Below are 18,428 nucleotides of genomic sequence, written 5' to 3' on the forward strand. Positions count from 1 at the left end.
CAAGAAAAAACAACGATTATGAAAAATATAGTTATAATACTTATAGGTCTTCTGACCTTGTCGGCTTGTGAAAGTTTAGAGGAAACACCTTTTGATTTTCTTTCGGCAGATAACCTGTATCGCAACGAGGCCGACGTTGATTTGGCACTGTTTGGGGTGTATTCCTCATTAAATACCGCCAATCACGATTTATGGTACTTTATGTCCACATCAGGACCCGGAGAGAGTGTAACCACCCGATTTAATGGTGGAAACCAACTCTTTCTTGCAGGTTTGAACTTCAATCCCACACTTGCCCACGGCGTGTGGTGGAGTAATTTTTACAGAGGTATTAACAGAGCAAACGCCGTTATTGCCAATGTACCCGGAGTAGGTCTTGAAGAAAGTCTTGCTGAGCAAAAAATTGCTGAAGCGCGTTTTCAGCGGGCCTTCTTTTATTTTAATTTGGTGAAATGGTTTGGAGGTGTACCCCTCTATTTGGAAGAGACTACCAATTTTTCTGAAGAAGTAATTTTTAAGCCCAGAAACACTACCGAAGAAGTCTATGCAGCCATCATTGAAGATCTCCAATATGCAGAGACGCGTTTGCCTGCAACTTGGGATGCGGCTAATTTTGGTCGTGCGACTTCAGGTGCAGCAAAAGGGTTTCTAGGAAAAGTGTACTTGCATATGGCAGGTAAGCCTTTAGAACAAACCGATAAGTATGCCCTTGCAGCGGCCAAGCTGAAGGAAGTTGTAGATTCTGGAGTTTATGCCTTGCAGCCCGATTTTGGTTCGATATTTACTTTAGAAAATGAGCGAAATAACGAGTTGATTTTTGTTAGACCCAATGTGGAAGACGATGCTGCCGGAACGGTACTTACGTTTTTTGCCGGTCCACCCAACACGCCATTTGCCAATAGAAACGGGCAATACCAGTTTGGCTTCTCCCTTGCTTTTTACAATTCATTTAGTCCAGATGATAAGAGACGCGATGTAACCATGCAGTACACGTATATCGACGCTAATGGCAGGTCGATCACGTATAACAGCCCCAGCAACCCGCAATTACCTCAAGGAGGTTACAGAGAGCCGGGTGGTGTGGCTTTAGGCAAACTCAAAGATGCTCAAAATGACGTATCTCCGTTTGCCCACGATAATGATATTATTTATATGCGTTATGCAGATATATTACTGATGCTTGCAGAAGCTTTAAATGAATCCAATCAGGCAGCAGCGGCTCTTCCTTATTTAAAGTTGGTAAGGGATCGTGCAGGTTTGCCCGTTGTTTCTACAACAGATAGAGCTGCTTTAAGAGCAATAATTAAGCAGGAGCGCAAATGGGAACTTGCAGGAGAGTATCAGGAATATGGGGATTTACAGCGCTGGGGAGATATTCAGGCTTCTATTGCTAATAATGCAGCATCAAGACGCATTGGTGTCACCTACGATCCAAAGATGGAATTGTTACCCATTCCACAGGGTCAGCTTGATGATAACCCTAACTTAACTCAAAACCCCGGGTATTAATAAAACTTTAGTCTAATTATTGATTTTCAGGGGGCATTGCTTTTGAGGCTTGCCCCTTAATTTTATATAGGATCGTATGCATTTCAAGAATCGAATTTTTCTCTTTTTTTTGGTCCTGGTGGGTGTTTGGAGTTGCAAAAACCAAAACGCAACCCCATCCCCTGAAACAACTGCTGCTCAAAAGCCCAATTTGTTGATTGTGTTGTCAGACCAACACTCGTATGATATGTTGGGAACCTACGGCAACAGGCAGATCAAAAGCCCCAATCTGGATGCTTTTGCAAATGAAGGAATACGTTTTAATAATGCGTTTTCAAACCAGCCGGTTTGTACGCCTTTTCGGGGGATGATTATGAGCGGTATGCAACCGCTTAAAAACGGAGCCTTTATCAATGATGCTCCCTTGTTACCCAATAAGACCAAACTTTTAGCCCAAATCTTAAAGGAGCAGGGCTATCAAACTGCCTATATAGGGAAGTGGCATTTGCTGGGTGGTGAGCGCGACCGGCCGGTACCGGAAGGCGAACTGCGCTATGGTTTTGACACCTTGCTGACCAATAATTGCCATGTAGATTTTAGACCGGGTCATGCCTTTTTCTGGAATAATCAGGGAGAGAAAGAATATTTTGACAAATGGGAAGTGTATGGGCAGACAGACCAGGCGCTGGCTTATCTGGACAGTATAGACAAGTCTAAACCCTTTGCGTTGATTGTATCCTGGCATCCTCCACACGACTGGGGCAAGTTTAAAGGAGAAGATGGTAAAATGCATTACCGTTATGATACGATGGACGAACTAATGGCTCTCTACGATCGCGACAGTATTGAGATGCGTCCCGGGATTGAACCCACTCCAGACCGCAAACGTATGTATCACGGGTATATGGCGATGGTGAGTGGCGTAGATAAGGCCTTTGGTCAATTAACAGCCAAGCTTGACGAGTTGGGAATCGCCGAGAATACCCTGACGCTGTTTTCTGCCGATCACGGCGATATGCTGGAGTCGCACAATGCGATTTTACCCAAGCAGTATCCTCACGATTACTCCAATCACATCCCTTTATTGATGCGTTTTCCTAAAAAGCTACGGGCCGGTACAGATACCAACCTGCTTTTTGGCGCATTGGACATTATGCCAACGATTTTGGGCCTTATGGATATTGAGACAGACCAGAAGTATGACGGTAAGGATCATTCTGATGCTCTTGTAAACGGGAAGGAAGATGTGGTTGACTATGTGCCTTTATGGTTGTACCGAAGGGGAGTTGCCAACAACAACAATTGGCGGGGTGTGGTTACCAAAGATTTTACGTTTGCGATGGGACGAGGTAAAGACTCTATACCGCTTACCAATGTTTTATACGACCGAAACAACGATCCCTATCAGCTCAATAATTTGTTTTATGACGAAAACTACCGTGCAAAACGCGACAGTCTTGAACAACTTACCCGTAGCTGGATGAAAACCTATAATGATGCTTTTTATGGGGCGGAAGAATTTACGGAGATCAGGCCACCGGAAACCTGGATGTACAACTATACTAAAAGTCCGTACGAGTTATTTGCCGAGCGAGAGCAGGCAATGAATTAAGCCAGAAAAAACCTGAAATGTATGTTTCAGGTTTTTTTATATCGGTTTGAAGGCGAAAACCTCAAGACTGCCTAATTCATCAAATTTCTAAAAGGTGTTTTTCGCGTTTCCTTATCGGGCTGATAATCTGGGTTTAGCTGCGGAAGGTATCTGGACTCCACATTTTGCTTCAGCCAGTTTTTTAGATCCTGAAACAAGCTTTGCGCCCGTTCCGGTTCCAGTTGGGCCAGGTCGTTTTGTTCATAGGGATCCTGCTCCAGATTGTACAGGTGCAGGCGGCCGTACCAGTCAAATATCAATTTATAATCGCCTTTGCGCACTGCAGAATGTGGTGTGAGCGGCAATTTGTCGTAGGGGCTGTTGTAAATGACATTAAAAGGATAATGCCAGTAGTGTGTTGTTTTGGTATAGGTGTTTTCCCTATTGTTGGGATCTTTCAGTAAGCCCCAGAGGCTTTGCCCATCGAGCTCGCTGAGGTTTGGGATTTCGTGCTGAGCCGCTTCAAGCAAAGTTGGGAAGATATCGGTCACATCTACCGGCGTGCTGACCCATTGGTTGGCGGGGATGTGATTCTTCCACCTAAAAACCAGGGGAACCCGTATTCCGCCTTCCGTAAGCATAGCTTTTCCGCCTAAAAAAGGAGCGTTGTCTGTACCATCACCCTTGGGCGTAAGCTTTGAATCAATCCCGCCATTGTCTGACATAAATATTACCAGGGTGTTTTCTTCAAGACCGGTTTCTTTCAGCTTTTGCAAAATTGCGCCCACAGAGCGATCCATACTTTTTACCATTGCGGCATAAACAGGATCTTTGTGATTGTTCCAACCCCGGGTACTTTTCGACTTAAAATAATCAACAGCATCGGTCTCTCCCTGATAAGGTGCGTGTACCGCAAAATGCGAAAAGTAAAGCAAAAAGGGTTTTTGGCTTGCATGTGCCTGCTCCTCAATAAAGTTTAAGGTCTGCTGCGTAAGATCATTGGTAAGATAGTCTTCACCCGTATGGGTTCCTGAATCTCCAATCTCCCAGATTTCCTGCGGAATTTTTGGAAATGCCCGGGTTGCGGTATTGTCCCAGTTTGCACGCCAGTTGAAATAGGCCGAACCCCCGCCGTCAAAATAAGCCAGGGTTTTAAAGCCATTATCAGCAGGCTGGTAACCTTTGGCACCAAATCCGCCAATATGCCATTTCCCTATAAATGCCGAAGTGTAGGAAGGGAGCGCTTCGGCAAAAGTGACTTCATCTTTGCTATCATCAATAGTCGTTCCTGTAGGCAATGCGGCATTAGAGGTGGCGTTTTTCCAGGCTTGCTCGATGCTTATGGCATCTTCGTGAGCTAAAACATCGTGTGCATAATATCCTTCCGGTACCGGTAGATTTTGATTGTAATACGTCGGTCTAAGCGGCATTGCAGTGGTAAAACCCAAACGGGCTGCATATTTGCCGGTAAGTATGCTGGCCCGGGTAGGCGAGCATAAGGGGTTTGCATAGGCTTGTGAAAAAGCGGTGCCTTCCGCGATTAGGCGATCCAGATTTGGCGTCTCGTAATACATCTCGGCTGTATCTACTTTGGTAAAATACTGCGCATAAGCCTGAGCATCTACAATACCAAAATCATCTGCCAGAATCAAAATAATATTTGGCCGTAGAGTAATGGTATTTTCCGTTTGCGCTTCCTGCCTGTTGGTATTTTGACACGAAACAAATACCAGGAGCAAATAAATAAGGAAGTTATGCTTTGCTTTCATTCGGTTATGGGTTTTTCGTAGCGTATTTCGTTCCAGTTTTCAATACCAATCAGTTTTTTATAAGGGTCAAAAACCGCATCTTCCTGGTTTGTGCCAAAAGCCTGATACACAAACCAAACCGGTTTTTTCGCGCCGGGCTGTTCTTCATCATCCGGAAAGCGTCTCAAACCAATACGCAGGCCGCCTTCTCTACGATTGTCCTGCCAGTTGTGATATTGAAAGCCCTTAATCGCATCCAGATACTTAATTTTTTTCAAGGCATAGGCCATTCCTGCTGCCTGTTCGTCAAGATCCTGAGAGGAATAAGTGGGCGAGTTCGTTCCATTCTCAGAAAGGTAAATGATGCGCGTTTTGCCTTTGTAAAGCATTTCGGGCCGTTTGGCCCAGGCTGCCAAAACTTCAATATTCTTAAAGGTGATGAGTTGGGTGTTAAAATCAAAACTCACTTTTTTATCGAGCCAGGTCTTGGGTTCCCTTAGCGATTCGGGATAGGGATGTTGCGCGATAGCCCACTCAAAATTTCCTTCGGCATCAGAGTAGCTTACCAAAAGATTCAAGAGGTCTTTAGAATGGTAAAACATATTATTGGAGGTCCAGTTCCAGTAATGTGTAAGCGAAATAAACACCTGAGCATTGGGATTGTATTTGCGGGCGATCAGGTAGGTAAGGCGCATCGATTTGTGATACAAATCCATAAAAACAGTTTTGGTTTTATCACCGGCATTGGTCCATACCCACCCGGCGTCAACCTCATTGTGAATGATGTAGTGGTGAATGCGACCAAATTTACCGTCTGGTCTGCTGTAGCGCTGGGCCAGAAAGTCGTTGATGGCACTGTAGTAGGTGATGCCTTGGGCACTGGTCACGTCTGGCATCGCATAAATCCCGGCCGGATCGCAGTCGGGATGCTGCAGGGCTTCCCCAATTTTTTTATCGGGGGATTGGCTTGCTTTGGCAACAAGCAGAATTGCAGAAACTTCAATATCGAGCGCGAATGCTTTTTGCATCGTGCGGTCGTATTTATCGAGCTGCTCTTTGTTAACGTAATAGGTTTTCCCCAAATACTCAAAAGGCACATTTTCTGCGGAAGCTTGGGATCTAAAAAGTCCGTTAATCCAAATATTTACCGTAACACTATTGATGCCCAGATCTTCCAGGTCTGAAGAAGGCGCCTGGCGATCTGCACTGTAACCGCCCAGACCTTTAATGGTTTTGGGTTTTAAGTAGTCATAAGTGTATTGCGGCACGACCGAATCGGTATATCGCGCGTGAGAAAGCGGGTTTGCTGTTGTGGGTTCTACTAAAATCCAACGGGACAGCAATCGATCCTGAAGCGCTCCGGCTACTTTATGATAGCGGGGAATTTCAGCTTTAAAAATGCCATTATTGGGCCTTATTATTTTAGTGAAATGCGCTGTTTTAAAATCGGTAACATGTTCGTGCAGCGGAATTTCAGCCAATAAAACCTTTGCTTTTCCGGAGATGGTTCCGGTGATTTCTATGACCTCCTCTTTGGCGAGTACCTGTGTGATCTGGCCTTCATAGCTGGTGTTGAGGTAACTTTCTATAGCTGCCTGTAATTGAAGTTCCTGCTGTTTTTTGGCCTGTTTTTCTGCCTCAATCGCCTTCTCGCGCTCCGATTGCGCACGTATTTGGAGGTTTCTAATTTGAATGGTTAGTCCGGGAGCGGTTCCAAAATCAATTCGTAACGAATCGCCTTTTTTCCCCCAGTTGCTGATTTTTTCGGTGAGGTCTATTCTAATTGGCACCCAGCCTTCTGTAGAGCCTATGTCGCGTAGGGTGACGGGCTCTTCTCCCGGATTTATGGGATAGGTGTAAACCTGCAAAACATCAATCCCGGTAGGACAGAAATACTCAAACGCAAGTTGATTTTGATTGGCCTCTAACCCCTGAGTAAGAGGTAATGACACAATATAGGGATCAGAGCCTGTGGTGGTAATTTCATAAACCGATGCATCCTCGGTCACCGATAACTCGTGAGTCTGATTGAGATTGAGTTGTAAAGCCAGACCAGCATCCTGAGACCAGGCCAGATGTAGAAAAAGAAAAATGCCAAGAGAGAGTAAGCCGCGCATACAGATTATTTTAGTTGTTCTCTAAAATAACCTTTCCCGGCAGGATTTGTATCCTGTGCTGTCTTGTTACGTTTTCGATTTAAACCGAATTGCGCTCTACATATTTGAACACATTTTTGACCCGCTCTTTTTTGTTTTTAAGCACCATATATGCAGCTGTCTCGCCCATAGCTTTAAAATCGGTGCTGATTACGGTTATACCCAGCAACTCCTTGAGCGGCGTTTCATTATAAGAAATAACGCCAATGTCTTTACCCATCGTAAGATTGCGGGCGCGTATTTGACGCACCAGATTAACCAGATCCATCTCTTCAATGATAATATACACGTCTTTGCTCTCAAATTCCATGTCTTCATAGAGTTCGTCGAGAATCTCAAAGTCAAAGTTGTATTTCTGGCAGAAGTGTTTAAACCCGTGTACAATGCGGCGTGGGTAGGGATGAATACTTTTGGAAGGATAGACCAGAATGAGGCGGTCGTATTTTTTTATCTTTTCGATACCTTCTTCCAAAGCCCTAAAAATATCTTCTTTAAAATCCTGATAGATCGCGCCGTAATCTCCTTTGATTTCAGGCTTTATGTTATCTACCATGAGCAGGCGATCTTTTGGTATTAATTCGAGCGCTTTTAATACTTCTGGAGTGTAACTCACGTGATTGAGGTCGCTGTCTTTAAAATGCGGCATAATCACATAATAATTGTAGGCCCCCACATTTTTCTCGATGGCATTTACAAAAAGCGACTCTTCACAATGGTAAATAAACAGGTTTACGTGGGCATTGATCCCCATCGCATTTACAAAATGATTGTAGATCATCATCTTGTAGGAGCTGGGTTTGTTGATTAAGAAAAACACATTGATTTTAGAAATCAAATCGGTTTTTGCGGTATAATAACCTTTGCCTTTTACAGAGATGATGATTTTTCGCTCCTTGAGTATTTTATAGGCTTTTTCAACAGTATCCCGGCTTAGATAGGCCGATTCGCCAAGCTCGTTGATAGAAGGTATTTTTTGCCCAACTTTCAACTTGCCGCTAGATATGTCCTGTATTATTGAATCTACAATTTGTTTGTATTTGGGGATTCTTGAATCTTCATTAATGTAAATTTCAATACCTGTTGACATAAATTGGCTTCAGTGGTTAGTTGTAAATTTCTGTTTAAAAGCGCCCTAACTGTACAGCATAGTGCTTCCAGTAAAATTAGACAAAAGATACACTTAATGAAATATTATCTTACAGTACAGCACAGGATGCACTCCTTGTTTTCAACATCTATTTTTGGTTACAGATGCGTTTAATCAAGATAAAATAGAATGGAAAAAACTTTTAATCACGTAGATTACTTGTGGGATGAGGAACATGCTGCAGCTTTGGGCGATGACCAGGTCGCACTTTTTTTATACCGCTCCAATATTCTGGGCGCAGACCTTAGAATTACCAATTACGGTGGAGGTAACACCAGCTGTAAAACCCTGGAAAAAGATCCACTTACCAATGAAGAGGTAGAAGTCATGTGGGTAAAAGGTTCTGGTGGTGATATCGGCACGCTTACCCGAGCCGGGATTGCCGGCCTGTACACCAAACGTCTTAGAAACTTAAAAAACGTTTACGGAGGTCTGGAAGATGAAGATCGCATGGTAGGCTTATTCAACCATTGTATTTATGACCTGGATTCTAAAGCGCCATCGATTGATACGCCGCTTCACGGCCTATTACCTTTTAAACATATAGATCATTTACACCCCGATGCGCTTATCGCCATTGCAGCTGCCGAAGACAGCGAGCGCATTACCAAAGAAATTTGGGGAGATACTATGGGTTGGGTGCCCTGGCAGCGTCCCGGTTTTGATCTGGGACTTCAGCTCGAGAAATGTCTTAACGAAAATCCCGGTATTCGCGGTATTGTTTTAGGCAGTCACGGTCTTTTCACCTGGGGCGACACTTCTTACGAATGCTACATCAACAGCCTGGAGGTAATTGAAAAAGCTTCGGCTTATATAGAACAAAAAGTAAAAGAAAATGGCAGTGTCTTTGGCGGTCAAAAGGTAGAAAGTTTACCGGCTGCGCAGCGTAAAGATCAGGCTGCAAAACTGATGCCGCTCCTACGCGGTCTCGCTTCTTCAGAAAGCCGAATGATAGGCCATTTTACAGACAGCAATACCGTACTTCAATTTATAAACAGCAACGATCTGGAGCGTTTGGCGCCTATGGGTACCTCCTGTCCCGATCACTTTTTGCGTACCAAAATTCAACCTTTGGTGCTAGAATTAGATAAAAACGCAAACCTCGATGATACGCAGTCCGTTTTAGACCAACTCAATCCGGCATTTGAAAAATACCGCCAGGAGTACCGGGAATATTACGAGAACTGCAAGCACGACAACAGCCCTGCTATGCGTGATCCCAATCCGGTGATCATTATTTACCCGGGAGTGGGAATGTTCAGCTTTGCGAAAAACAAACAAACCACACGTGTTGCCAGTGAGTTTTACATCAACGCCATCAATGTGATGCGCGGTGCCGAAGCCATCACCAATTATACTTCCCTGCCGCGTCAGGAAGCTTTTGATATTGAATACTGGTTGCTTGAAGAGGCTAAACTGCAACGTATGCCAAAAGAACAACCGCTTTCGCGCAAGGTAGCTATCGTTACCGGCGCCGCCGGTGGAATTGGTAAAGCAATCGCCGACAAACTGGTGGCTGAAGGAGCTAATGTGGTCCTAACCGATATGAGTGAGGAAGCTTTACAGGAAGCCGTTGCCACCTATAAAAAAGATCAGGTTGCAGGCGCTGTATGTGATGTTACCAGTGAAGAAGCCATTAAAAAAGCCTATAAAAAGGCCTGTTTAGAATTTGGTGGTGTTGACATCATCATTCATTCTGCCGGTCTGGCCATTTCAAAACCTTTGGAAGAAACCTCTCAAAAAGATTGGGATTTACTGCAAAATGTACTCGTAAAAGGTCAGTTTTTAATGGCTCAGGAAGGGGTTGCCATCATGCGCAAGCAAGGTCTGGGCGGTGATATTGTGAATATCGCCAGTAAAAATGGTCTGGTTTCAGGGCCTAACAACGTGGGCTATGGTACTGCCAAAGCCGCGCAGCAACATATGACCCGACTTCTGGCTGCCGAACTGGGCGAAGATAAAATTCGCGTAAACACCGTAAACCCAGACGGCGTAATCGTGGGTAGTAAAATCTGGGAAGGCGCCTGGGCCGAAGGCCGCGCCAAAGCCTATGGTATCGACGTAAAAGACCTGCCGGCACACTATGCCAAACGCAACCTGCTTAATGAAATCATCCTGCCAGATGATATAGCCGATGGCGTTTTTGCCTGTGTAGGGGTGCTTCAAAAAAGTACCGGAAATACCATCAACGTAGATGGTGGTATGGCCAATGCTTTTGTACGTTAAATTTTAATTGAATGGTTTAGAAGGTTAGGAATCTTAAGTACTTTGAGGTTCCTAACCAACCTAAGCTAAAACTTTACTTATGAAGATTCAAAAACAGCAACTCGAAGACCTCAATAAAAAGGGTCTCGAAAACCATACTTCACACTTCGATTTTTTAGCTCAATCGTTATCGAAATCGGGCGTTAAGGTAGATTCGGTAATTGGGAAACTGGCCGATTTTCAGGTGGCCATTCCCAGCTGGGCTTTAGGCGCCGGTGGCACCCGTTTTGGTCGATTTTCATTCAGCGGTGAGCCTGCCTCACTGGATCAAAAGATCGAAGATATAGGGCTTATACACAGTCTTACGCAAACGGCCGGGGCCGTGTCTTTACATATTCCGTGGGATGTGCCAAACGATTACAATGCGATTAAAGAACTCGCTGCAAACCACAAGATCAAATTTGATGCGGTAAACAGCAATACCTTTCAGGACCAAAAAAATCAAAAGGAATCTTACAAATACGGTTCGCTAAGCAATACCAGTGCAGCAGTACGCGAGCAAGCCATTGCTCACAACAAGGAAGTAGTTGAGATTGGCAACAAATTAGGTTCTAAAGCGCTTACGGTATGGCTTGCTGACGGCTCGTCGTTTCCGGGGCAAAACAATTTCCAGACCGCACTTACGCATACCCAAAACAGCCTGATTTCGATTTACGAGGATATGCCAGCAGACTGGAAACTCTATATCGAATACAAACCTTACGAGCCTAATTTTTACAGTACCGTTATTCAGGATTGGGGTACTTCGCTGATGCTGGCAAACGGCTGCGGCGACCGGGCTTATACCCTGGTAGATCTGGGCCATCACTTGCCCAATACCAATATCGAACAAATCGTTTCGGTATTGATGCTGAAAGGCAAACTGGGTGGTTTTCACTTCAACGACAGTAAATACGGCGATGACGATCTTACCGTGGGCAGCATAAAACCGTATGCACTGTTCCTCATTTTTAATGAACTCGTGTACGGGATGCAAAACAACACCCAAAACCCGGAATTGGGTTGGATGATCGATGCCAGTCACAACGTAAAAGACCCCTTAGAAGATTTAATACAATCGCTGGAAGCCATTCAGGAAGCTTATGCTAAAGCTTTGCTTATCGATCAACAGGCTTTAAAAACCGCTCAGGAAGCACACGATGTGACGGCCTGCCAGGAACTTTTACAACACGCCTACCGTACCGATGTGCGCCCGCTTATTCGTGAGGCCCGTTTGCGTCACGGTGGCGCGCTTCATCCTATTGATGCCTATCGCGCACTCGACGTACGTAAAAACCTAATTAAAGAACGGGGTAATAAAACGGTAGCAACCGGACTTTAATCTGCAACAGCATCCTGATGAAGAAAACGGTAACGGCCATATTTGACATAGGTAAAACCAATAAGAAGTTTTTTCTCTTTGATGAAGACTTTCAGGAGGTGTATCGCGAGTATGTTCAGTTTGAAGAAATTGAAGATGAAGACGGGCATCCTACCGAAGATCTTTCCGCTTTGCGCAATTGGCTGAAAAGTGTTTTTGACCGTATTCTAAAAACCGAAAACTACGACATCAGGGCGATAAACTTTTCGTCTTATGGGGCCAGTCTGGTGCATCTGGACGAAAACCGCGAGGTGATTTTCCCGATGTATAATTATACCAAAAGCATTCCGCAGGAAATCATCGATTCGTTTTACGAAAAATACGGACCCGAAGCGAAGTTTCACCAAAAAACAGGCACTTCAAGCGCCGGAATGCTCAATGCCGGGATGCAATTGTATTGGATGAAACACACAAAACCTGAAGTGTTTGCTAAAATACGCTACAGCCTGCATTTACCGCAATACCTCAGTTATGTGTTTACGGGAATTCCGCTGAGTGAATACACCAGCATAGGCTGTCATACCGGCCTTTGGGACTTTGAGAAAAAGGACTATCACGACTGGGTCTATGCCGAAAAAATAGATCAACTGCTTCCGCCGATTGTTTCTACCGAAACGAGCATCAATATGAATTACAACGGCAAGCGTATTAAAATCGGGGTGGGTATTCACGACAGCAGTGCGGCCCTTTTGCCCTATGTGCGTAGCCTGAACAAACCGTTTATACTCATATCAACCGGTACCTGGAGCATTTCGCTTAATCCCTTTACCGACAGCTTGCTTACCAAACAGGATGTTGCAGACGATTGCATCAATTATATGCGTATCAACGGAAAACCCGTTAAATCGGCGCGTTTATTTTTGGGGAAAGAATACAGCATACAGGTTGAAAAACTGGCCAAACATTATGGGGTAGATGCAGACTATCACAAGCAGGTCGTCTTTGACCCCGAGATGCACTACGAGATTCATAAAGACTTTGAAAACCTGTTTCATTGGGAAACGATTGCAGACCCAAATATGCCTCCCAAAACCGTGTTGCGCTACACCACTTTTGAGCACGCCTATCATCATCTTATGATGGAGCTCGTGTTGTTGCAGGTTGCGAGTATCAAAAGCGCCAAAGGCGCGATGGCTATTGAAAAGCTTTTTGTGGATGGCGGTTTTAGCGACAACGAGGTGTATATACAACTGCTTTCGCATCATTTTAGAACGATGGAACTGCGTACCACAGACTCCTCGCTGGGATCTGCTCTGGGAGCTGCGATTTGCATTTCAGATACGCAATTGAATTCAAAATTTTTGAAGAAAAACTACTCGATGAAGAAGCATACCCCCTTTATCGTAAACTAAAAACTATGGCAAATTCCTTTGATACAGCCTATCCTTCTGTTGACGATTTAAGAACCAAAGCAAAAAGCCGAGTTCCCGCTTTTGCCTTTGAATATCTGGACGGAGGTTGCAATGAAGACGTGAGCATCAGGCGCAACACCTCTGAAATTCGCGAGGTACAATTGCAGCCACGTTACCTCAATAATTATGGCGAAAGTTCTACCAAAACCAAAGTTTTGGGGATGGAGTTTGACGCGCCTTTTGGGATCGCTCCGGTAGGTTTGCAGGGATTGATGTGGCCCAATTCGCCCGCGATATTGGCTAAAGCAGCCCACAAGCATAATATTCCGTTTATCCTGAGTACGGTAACAACGATGGATATTGAAAAAGCCAGCGAACTCACCGAAGGTAATGCCTGGTTTCAGCTTTACAATCCGGTTGAAGATGTAGTCCGCAACGATATTATAGACCGTGCGCAGGCAGCAGGTTGCCCGGTTCTGGTCTTGTTGTGTGATGTACCTACTTTTGGTTTTCGCCCGCGGGATTTTAAAAACGGATTAGCGCTTCCGCCCAAAATGTCTGTGCGCAACATTATGCAAATTCTGGGTAAACCCAGATGGGCCTACAATACGCTCAAATACGGGCAGCCTTCTTTTGAAAACCTTAAACCCTACACGCCCGAAGGTTTAAATCTAAAACAACTGGGAGCCTTTATGGATCGCACCTTTTCGGGGAAACTCAACGAAGAAAAAATCAAACCCATCCGCGACCGCTGGAAGGGTAAACTGGTGCTAAAAGGGGTGCAATCCCTACAGGATACTCAGGATGCAATACGTATGGGCTTTGACGGTATTATCGTTTCCAACCACGGTGGCCGCCAGCTCGATGCAGCCCAATCTACCATTAACTCCTTAAAGGAAATCGCCGCAACCTATGGCGATCAGATCGAGGTGATGATGGACAGCGGCCTGCGTTCTGGTCCCGATATCGCTCGTGCGATGGCTTGCGGTGCCAAATTTACCTTTATGGGCCGCTCCTTTATGTACGGTTGCGGCGCCTTGGGTGATAAAGGTGGCGATCATACCATAAGTATGCTCAAAACCCAATTTAAACAAGTAATGGATCAACTGGTTTGCGAGCGAGTCGAAGACCTGCCCAAACACCTAATAACCTAATCTATGTCACAATACAACCAGGAAGAAGAAGCCATTGAGGCCATTGCCGGCGGCGAATTTGAACGCGAACGCGTACCCCAGTCTAAACTTCAAAGCTGGAAAGCCTTTTTAGGAATGTACGCCGGGGAGCACGCGGCAGGTACCGAGTTTGTTATTGGACCCTTGTTTTTAACTACCGGTGTAAGCGCTTTTGACCTGATTGTGGGCTTGCTCATAGGTAACCTTATGGCTGTGCTGAGCTGGCGTTTTTTAACGGCGGAAATCGGTACCAAATTCAGATACACGCTTTATTTTCATCTGGAGAAAATTTGCGGTACCCGTCTGGTGACCGCCTATAATCTGGCAAACGGAGTCCTGTTTTGTTTCCTGGCTGGGGCGATGATCACCGTATCGGCCACCGCGGTTGGGATCCCTTTTGATATGGAAATGCCCAAACTTACCGATACCACGCCCAACAGTCTCACCTGGGTCGTCATTGTGATTGCCATAGGCGCGGTGATTTCGATTATTGCTGCAAAAGGCTACAATACGGTGGCTAAAGCGGCAAACTGGATGTCGCCCGTAATCGTACTGGCGTTTATCGCCTGCGGGGTGGTGGCACTCAGCCAACTGGAAGTACGCAGTTTTACCGATTTTTGGAATATCTGGGGCGAAGGCAGTGAGCCATTTCCGGGGCAAATTAAATATACCTTTTGGCATGTAGTCTTGTGGTCCTGGTTTGCCAATGCCGCGATGCACATTGGGATGTCTGATCTTTCGGTGTTTCGCTTTGCGAAAAAAGCCAGCTCAGGCTGGACGACCGCTGCCGGAATTTACATAGGCCATTACGTTGCCTGGATCGCCGCAGCTCTGTTGTATGCCGTTTATCTTAAATCACCCGAAGCCCAAGCGATGCTGAGCGGTGGGGAAGCACCTTCGGTAGCTCCCGGTCCGTTAGCCTATAACGCCATTGGAATTTTTGGCATTATTGCCGTAATCCTTGCGGGTTGGACCACCGCAAATCCCACGATTTACCGTGCCGGTCTTGCCTTTCAGGCCATTACCCCCAAACTGTCTACCTTTTGGGTAACCATTATCGCCGGAACGGTTGCAACCATCGCCGGTCTGTTTCCCGCCTTTGCCATGAAACTCTTGGGCTTTGTCGCCCTCTACGGCTTTATTCTGGCACCCATAGGAGCCATCATCGTGTTTGAGTACTTCTTTGGCAAACAAGCCGGAATCCAATCCTTTTACGCAGAAAAAAGCGGAATCAAATTCAATTGGGCGGTTTTTGCAGCCTGGGCATTGAGTTTTGGGGTTTTCTATTTTATTTCGCTGGAATACGATGTATTCCTGTCGTTCCTCACCTTACCCGCGTGGATCAGTTGCGGAATTTTATTTTTAATCTTTAGTAGGCTTTTCAGAAGAGGCAAAGTGCTGAAGTAGTAAACTAAGGATTTTTTTTGGGAAATGTTCAAAAATACTTGTTCTGTAAATACGTCGAATTATTATCTAAGTTACTATTTTACATAAGTAGAAATTTATTCGAAAAAATAATTCTTGCAGCGAATAAACAAAATGAAGTATTGATCTAAAAGCTTTTAAAAGTTACGTCTAATTTGTAAGAGAAGGACATTTCCTGAGCTGATGAAATTGTATCATTAAATTAACTTTCTGTTTGAATAAAATCAAGCCAGCAGTGAACAATTAATTGCGTTGAAAAGCTACGTTTAAATTAAATTTGGGATGTACGAATCCTATATCAATATATAAAATAAGAGATATTATTTGTTTGATTTATTCTACAATGGCCTATTCTTTAGCAAAAATGATCTCTCAAATAAATGGACTTGTTGTATTGATATAATCGAGTTTAATACGCTGGATAGGTTTGAAATGGTTTTATATATTTTTTCTCTGCGCTTATAACAGAAATTATATGTGATTTCTTCTAAAAATTATATCCAAAAAGAGCTTTAAGTCTATAATCCCTGATAGTAAGTTAATTAAGTTCAATTCGTAAAATGAAGAATAGCATAGTGATATGTATTTATACTATTGAAATTGAAGCTAATCTTTTAAGCTGATCCAAAGGAGGTCATAATAATTTATTATAAGTCTCAAAAACTTATAAAGTAGGTTATTAAATTATGTAGTTTATGTTCATTTAGTCAATATTGTTTTGAAAATTCCATCCGAATAGAGGAGTTTGTCTCTTTCAATTTAAAAAGGCTTACTTTCAAAAGTGTTACAGAAAATTTGCTCAATTACTAGTTGTAATAGGTTATCAACAATATGTTTTATGAAGAACTGGAAAAGTTCAAAATGAAATGAACTACAAACGAATAAAATACTTTAGGCAATAGCAATTGATTACTCTTAGGATTTAGCAGCTAAAAATCCTTTGTATTTTAAGACGAGGGGCTTAGAACACAGTAAACGCTATGAAATAAACTTTGATGACTAAATCCTTTTGCTTGTATTTTTAGTGTACCAGTGTCTTGATTGAGGGATTTAAGTTATCCGTTATTTTAAAATGTTTAAATTTGTTTTGAAAGTTGGTAATCAGATGCCTGCAAATTCGCACATCGTCAACAGAAAATGGACTAATGTGACAATCCCTTATGATTATGCAGGTCTGGGGCTTGGGTTCTATCCCTGGTGAGGCTACAAAGATCCAGGTTCCCCTCCCGACGCATCGGGACTTCGGGGCTGGTGAGGCTACAATAACTTCTCTTAAAATGACTCATCCTGATTGATGCCGGATATATGAAGCTTCAATCAGGACGAATCCGAACATTTGCGCTCTTCGTAAGGTAATGAGGAATTTAGTTTTTAAAACTGTGTTTAAATAATTCCGGATTAATTACCAGCATCGCCCAGCCCCAGTTGTTGGTATTGTCGGCAGTCGTTCCACCTTTAATGAGGCTCATGCTTTCTGAAGCAAACATGTGTGAATACCCCAATTGCAGCTTGACGTTTTTAAGAAGCGGTTGGGTGTAAACCAAATCAATTTCGGTCCCCAGATACGAATCGGCATCATTAGCAAGCGTTGCATTAGCGGCAAAATAATGGGCGGCAAGCATTAGATTAGACTGTTCTCCGGTTTGAAAGGTAGCACTCGCGTGCAAATCGTTTAAACCTACCGAATTGGCATGGTTGCCCACATAAAAATAGTCCATCAGACCATTAAATTTGTGGTTGGTACCATACAGCGGGAAGAAAGAACGGCGGTCTGTACTGCCCTGATCTGAGCCACTCAACAATTCGGCACCTATCCCAAGAGTCGTTTTGCCGGTCTTATAAGCTGCATCAAGTGCAAGCTGATAGGCAGACAGGCTTTGATCCACGGGATAGGCATCACCAAATTGATAGTAAGCGCTTCCGGTTATAGCCAGCGCTTGTATAGGAAAACTGAAATAGGTACCCAGCGTATGGGTATAGTAAACGCCATCGGGCTGGGTGCGTTCGATATCACTAAACCCCTGAAAACCGGTGTTAAGAGCCAGAATACTTAAGCTCGATTTTTCCCAGCTTTTCTTAAAATAGGCGTATTGAAGACTTTTGTAGGTAAAGTAACCGGGAACATCATAGACGTTGCCCAGAAAGGGTTCGCCCTGCTGGCTAAATGCAAAACCCAAATCAAGCATAAGCCCCTCTTTTTTATACTTTAATAGTGCGGCATCGTGAAAACGTCCCTGCATCGCCCAGTCGAGACCGCCAAATATGCGCTGGTCGTCATAGGCAATAACCTGTCTTCCCAATTTGGTCGACCAGTTGGTCCCCAGTTTAAGTTCTGCCCAGGCCTGAAAAAGCATAAAGGAGTCGTTGCCATCTGATGGCAAAATCTGGCGGGTATCGCCCCAGGTGCTCACATCCTGAAAAGCCACAAAGAGTTTAAGGGCTTCTGCGTCATAGCTGAAGTTAAGCCGCGCACGTTGTCTTACAAAAGCTGCTGGCTCGGCATCGTCTGGAAAAAGGCTTCCAAAACCATGTCGGTATTCAAAGCGCTGCCTCAAATCGGCGTCCAGTTTAAATTCCTGTGCAGTCAGGCTTATGGGGCTTAGACATAAAAAGAAGAATACAAGTTTTAATGTTCTCATGGCTTTCAGGTGTTTTTGTGCGACCAAAGATATTCAAGAAATCAAATATTAAGTATATATACTTAATAAAATGTTCTATCAAACC

Annotated in this window: 11 protein-coding genes; 7 read left to right on the forward strand and 4 right to left on the reverse strand. The window is 44.2% G+C overall.

Annotated elements, in window-relative coordinates; genetic code table 11:
* Nucleotides 1–18: 18 nt before the first annotated feature.
* Together LLW17_RS02235 and LLW17_RS02240 are read left to right on the forward strand one after the other, a co-directional pair.
* Nucleotides 19–1,509, forward strand: coding sequence for a RagB/SusD family nutrient uptake outer membrane protein (locus LLW17_RS02235; RefSeq protein ID WP_228228637.1), 1,491 nt, complete (start codon nucleotides 19–21; stop codon nucleotides 1,507–1,509).
* A gap of 76 nt (nucleotides 1,510–1,585) precedes the next feature.
* Nucleotides 1,586–3,100 carry a sulfatase family protein gene (locus LLW17_RS02240; RefSeq protein ID WP_228228638.1) on the forward strand — a complete coding sequence of 505 codons (1,515 nt, stop codon included), beginning with the start codon at nucleotides 1,586–1,588 and terminating at the stop codon, nucleotides 3,098–3,100.
* A 71-nt stretch (nucleotides 3,101–3,171) separates the two neighbouring features.
* On the opposite strand, the gene LLW17_RS02245 is transcribed toward LLW17_RS02240, so the two are convergent.
* The 3 genes from LLW17_RS02245 to LLW17_RS02255 all read right to left on the reverse strand — a co-directional run bounded on the left by LLW17_RS02245 (nucleotide 3,172) and on the right by LLW17_RS02255 (nucleotide 8,070).
* Nucleotides 3,172–4,848: a sulfatase gene (locus tag LLW17_RS02245; protein WP_228228639.1), complete on the reverse strand. Its 1,677-nt coding sequence runs from the start codon at nucleotides 4,846–4,848 to the stop codon at nucleotides 3,172–3,174.
* Nucleotides 4,845–6,944 (reverse strand): DUF5722 domain-containing protein, encoded by a 2,100-nt coding sequence (locus LLW17_RS02250; RefSeq protein ID WP_228228640.1) that lies wholly within the window; start codon nucleotides 6,942–6,944, stop codon nucleotides 4,845–4,847. The genes LLW17_RS02245 and LLW17_RS02250 overlap by 4 nt, the downstream gene beginning before the upstream one ends.
* Before the next feature lie 79 nt (nucleotides 6,945–7,023).
* Nucleotides 7,024–8,070 (reverse strand): GntR family transcriptional regulator, encoded by a 1,047-nt coding sequence (locus LLW17_RS02255; protein ID WP_228228641.1) that lies wholly within the window; start codon nucleotides 8,068–8,070, stop codon nucleotides 7,024–7,026.
* A gap of 189 nt (nucleotides 8,071–8,259) precedes the next feature.
* On the opposite strand from LLW17_RS02255, the gene LLW17_RS02260 reads away from it, so the two are divergent.
* From LLW17_RS02260 to LLW17_RS02280, 5 genes are all read left to right on the forward strand, one after another.
* Nucleotides 8,260–10,356 carry a bifunctional aldolase/short-chain dehydrogenase gene (locus LLW17_RS02260; protein WP_228228642.1) on the forward strand — a complete coding sequence of 699 codons (2,097 nt, stop codon included), beginning with the start codon at nucleotides 8,260–8,262 and terminating at the stop codon, nucleotides 10,354–10,356.
* Nucleotides 10,357–10,435: 79 nt separating this feature from the next.
* On the forward strand, nucleotides 10,436–11,716 hold the full coding sequence (locus LLW17_RS02265; protein WP_228228643.1) for a sugar isomerase: 1,281 nt from the start codon (nucleotides 10,436–10,438) through the stop codon (nucleotides 11,714–11,716).
* 17 nt (nucleotides 11,717–11,733) lie between these two features.
* Nucleotides 11,734–13,107, forward strand: a complete 1,374-nt coding sequence (locus LLW17_RS02270; RefSeq protein WP_228228644.1) for an FGGY-family carbohydrate kinase — start codon at nucleotides 11,734–11,736, stop codon at nucleotides 13,105–13,107.
* 5 nt (nucleotides 13,108–13,112) lie between these two features.
* Nucleotides 13,113–14,261: an alpha-hydroxy acid oxidase gene (locus LLW17_RS02275; protein ID WP_228228645.1), complete on the forward strand. Its 1,149-nt coding sequence runs from the start codon at nucleotides 13,113–13,115 to the stop codon at nucleotides 14,259–14,261.
* A 3-nt stretch (nucleotides 14,262–14,264) separates the two neighbouring features.
* Nucleotides 14,265–15,686 carry a purine-cytosine permease family protein gene (locus LLW17_RS02280; RefSeq protein WP_228228646.1) on the forward strand — a complete coding sequence of 474 codons (1,422 nt, stop codon included), beginning with the start codon at nucleotides 14,265–14,267 and terminating at the stop codon, nucleotides 15,684–15,686.
* Nucleotides 15,687–17,068: 1,382 nt separating this feature from the next.
* On the opposite strand, the gene LLW17_RS02285 is transcribed toward LLW17_RS02280, so the two are convergent.
* The gene (locus LLW17_RS02285) at nucleotides 17,069–18,343 is read right to left on the reverse strand and encodes an alginate export family protein (protein ID WP_228228647.1); all 1,275 of its coding nucleotides are present in this window, start codon (nucleotides 18,341–18,343) and stop codon (nucleotides 17,069–17,071) included.
* Between the last annotated feature and the right edge of the window lie 85 nt (nucleotides 18,344–18,428).

Origin of the sequence: Leeuwenhoekiella parthenopeia (genome assembly GCF_020782115.1) — a bacterium.
In the GTDB taxonomy this organism is placed as follows: Bacteria; Bacteroidota; Bacteroidia; order Flavobacteriales; family Flavobacteriaceae; genus Leeuwenhoekiella; species Leeuwenhoekiella parthenopeia.